Below are 3,396 nucleotides of genomic sequence, written 5' to 3' on the forward strand. Positions count from 1 at the left end.
GGCGTATGTGATCTTCACATCCGGTTCGACGGGTCGTCCGAAGGGTGTGGCGGTTCCGCATTCGGCGATCGGCAATCAGGTCGCGTGGATGCTGGCGCAGTACCCGCTCGACGCGCTGGATGTGTATCTGCAGAAGACCGCCACGACGTTCGATGTGTCGTTGTGGGGTTATTTCCTGCCGCTGGCGGCCGGTGCGCATCTGGTGGTGGCTACGCCTGATGGTCATCGGGATACGGAGTATCTCGCGCGTGTCATCGCCGAGCAGCGGGTGACGGTGACGGACTTCGTGCCGTCGATGCTGAGCGTATTCGCCACGCATACGCCGCCGGGTTCGATTCCGTCGCTCGAGCATGTGTTCGTGATCGGTGAGGCGTTGCCGCCGGAGACGGTTGCGGCGATGCACAGCATTTCCGGTGCCGCGGTGCACAATCTGTACGGTCCGACCGAGGCCGCTGTGTCGATCACGTATTGGCGGGCCACGGGTGACGAGACCGTGAGTGTGCCGATCGGTGTGCCGCAGTGGAACAGCCGTGTGTATGTGCTGGATTCCCGGCTGAAACCTGTGGCTCCGGGTGTGGTGGGTGAGCTGTATCTCGTGGGTGATCAGCTGGCGCGTGGTTATGTGACGCGTCCGGATCTGAGCTCGGATCGGTTCGTGGCGAGTCCGTTCGATGCGGGTCGGCGGATGTATCGCACGGGTGACCTGGTGCGCTGGCAGCAGGTGGACGGTCTGCCGGTGCTGGAGTATCTGGGTCGTACCGATTTCCAGGTGAAGTTCCGTGGTCAGCGGATCGAGCTGGGTGAGATCGAGTCGGCCGTGTTGGCGCAGCCGGTGGTGAGCCAGGCTGTGGTGACGGTCGCTGCTTCGGATCTGGGTGAGCAGCTGGTCGCCTACGTGGTCCCCGCGCCCGGTGTGCAGATCGAGTCCGGTGCACTACTGGATTCTCTGCGTGAGGTCCTGCCGGTTTACATGGTTCCGGCTGCCGTGGTGGTGCTGGACGCGTTCCCGTTGAACACGTCGGGGAAGTTGGATCGTAAGGCGTTGCCGGCGCCGGTGTTCGAGACCAAGGAGTTCCGGGCGCCCTCGACGCCGATCGAGGAGATCGTCGCGGGTGTGTTCGCCGAGGTGCTCGGTGTCGTGCGGGTGGGTGCCGACGACGATTTCTTCGCGCTCGGTGGTAATTCGCTGGTCGCGACTCAGGTCGCGGCCCGGATCGGGGTCGCCCTGGACACGACCGTGCCGGTGCGGCTGTTGTTCGAGGCGGCGACGGTTTCGGCGCTGGCGGCTCGGATCCAGGAGCATGCCGGTTCGGGTGGTCGAGCACCGTTGGTGCCCCAGCCCCGGCCGGCTCGGAACCTGACCTCCGGCACAGCCGTCGAAGCGGCGCCGTTGTCGCTGGCCCAGCAGCGGATGTGGTTCCTGAACCGGTTCGATCAGCAGTCGGCCGCCTACAACATCCCGCTCGTGATCCGGTTGTCCGGCGATCTCGATGTGGACGCGCTGCGTGCGGCCGTCGCCGACGTGGTCGGCCGGCACGAAGTACTGCGGACGGTGTATCCGGAGACCGAATCGGGCCCGGTGCAGCTGGTCCTGCCCGCCGCGCAGGCGGCGCCGCGACTGGAGACGCGGTCGGTGGCGGCCGATCAGGTGGCCGCGGCGGTCGCGGAGCTGGTATCCACCGGTTTCGATGTGACCGCCGAGGTGCCACTGCGGGTAGCGCTGTTCGACCTGGACGGTGCGGGTGACGAATTCGTCCTGGCCGTGGTCGTCCATCACATCGCCGGTGACGGTGCGTCGGCCGGCCCGCTGACCCGGGATGTGATGACCGCGTACGCCGCCCGCTCCGCGGGTGAGGCACCCGCGTGGTCGGCACTGCCGGTCCAGTATGCCGATTTCAGCATCTGGCAGCGGGAGCTGCTGGGCGACGAAGCCGATCCGGAATCGCTGGCGGCCCAGCAGGTCGGGTACTGGCAGGGTGCGCTGGCCGGGGTGCCGGATCAGCTGGATCTGCCGACCGACCGGCCGCGGCCGGCGGCGCAGTCCTTCGCGGGCAGCCGGGTCGATATCGCGATCGACGCCGAGACCCACGCCGGGTTGCAGCGGGTCGCGCAGCAGCAGGGCGCCACCCTGTTCATGGTCGTGCACTCGGCGCTCGCCGTGCTGCTGTCGCGGCTGTCGGGCACTGACGACATCACCATCGGTACCCCGGTCGCGGGCCGCGGTGAGCGGGCGCTGGACGATCTGATCGGTATGTTCGTGAACACGCTGGTGTTCCGGACCGAACTCGACCGTGCGGAATCCTTCGCCGACCTGCTGGTGCGGCAGCGCGAAACCGATATCGCGGCCTTCGCGCACGCGGATGTGCCGTTCGAGCGGCTGGTCGAGGCGCTCAACCCGGCGCGGTCCACCGCGCGGCATCCCTTGTTCCAGGTGGGGCTGACTTTCCAGAACTCGGCCGCCTCGGTGCTGGAACTGCCCGGGCTGACGGTATCGGGATTCGATGTCGACACGACGATCTCCCAGTTCGATCTGAACCTGATCCTCAGCGATTCCTACGACACCACCGGCGCGCCGCAGGGGGTGACGGGTTTCCTCACCTATGCCACGGCCCTGTTCGATCACGCCACCGTGGAAGGTTTCGTCGGCCGGTTCGCGCGTTTGCTGCGGGAGATCGTCGCGGCGCCGGAGACGGCGGTCGGGGATCTGGAGATCCTGGCCGGTGTCGAGCGCACTCGGGTGCTGGCGGAGTGGAACGCGACCGAGCACGAAGTGCCCGGTGGTCTGCTGTTGGACGGGTTCAACGCCGCCGCTGCGGCGCATCCGGATCGGGTGGCGATTTCGTTCGAGGGGACGAGTCTGTCCTATGGCGAGTTCGCCGGTCGGGTGAATCAGCTGGCGCGGCACCTCGTTGCGCAGGGTGTGGGTCCGGAGACTTTGGTCGGGCTGCTGGTGTCGCGGTCGCTTGATCTGGTTGTCGGTATGTACGCGGTCGTGGCGGCCGGTGGTGCGTATGTGCCGTTGGATCCGGCGCATCCGGCGGAGCGGATCGGCTACATCCTGGACACCGCTGAGCCGTTGTGTGTGCTGACTACGACGGTTGATTCCGGTGCGGTGCCCGCGGATTCGGGTGTGCCGGTGCTGGCGTTGGACACCCTGGATGTGTCCGGGTATGCCGACAATGAGGTCACAGATGCCGACCGGTTGTCGTCGGTGCGTTCGTCGAATACGGCGTATGTGATTTTCACGTCGGGTTCGACGGGTCGTCCGAAGGGTGTGGCTGTTCCGCATTCGGCGATCGGTAATCAGGTCGCGTGGATGCTGGCCGAGTACCCGATGGGTGCCGACGATGTGTATTTGCAGAAGACCGCGACGACCTTCGATGTGTCGCTGTGGGG

1 protein-coding gene is annotated in these 3,396 nt (G+C 66.5%); it reads left to right on the forward strand.

The window, feature by feature from the left end:
* Window positions 1-3,396 (forward strand): AMP-binding protein (locus ACWEWT_RS38510; protein ID WP_452565891.1); only part of this gene is annotated, 3,396 nt, incomplete at both ends.

Source organism: Nocardia sp. NPDC003963, from assembly GCF_053605105.1.